The organism is Pseudomonas sp. AC463 (assembly GCF_979253585.1).
On record NZ_CEEDDZ010000872.1, the window covers coordinates 1 to 255 of the forward strand.

Below are 255 nucleotides of genomic sequence, written 5' to 3' on the forward strand. Positions count from 1 at the left end.
GGGTCAGCACTGCAGTCAGGGCGAGGCGCGACTGCCCGGCGAAACGGGTCGACTTGCCGCGCCAGCGACGCAGCATGCCGGAGGTGCGCCAGTAGCTGTAGACCCACAGAAAGCGCAGTGTCATCAGCACGGCATACACCGCCAGTACGTAGCCCAAGGCCGGAAGCAGCAGCTGCCAGCCGTCAGCGTGATCACCGATTACGGCCTTGATGATGTCCGGCAACTGCAGACCCAGAAGCAGAAAGATCAGGCCGT

1 pseudogene is annotated in these 255 nt (G+C 63.5%); it reads right to left on the reverse strand.

Annotation, left to right across the window (positions count from 1 at the left end):
• Positions 1–255: pseudogene (locus AC0IYH_RS32710) on the reverse strand (Na+/H+ antiporter); the annotation flags it as partial.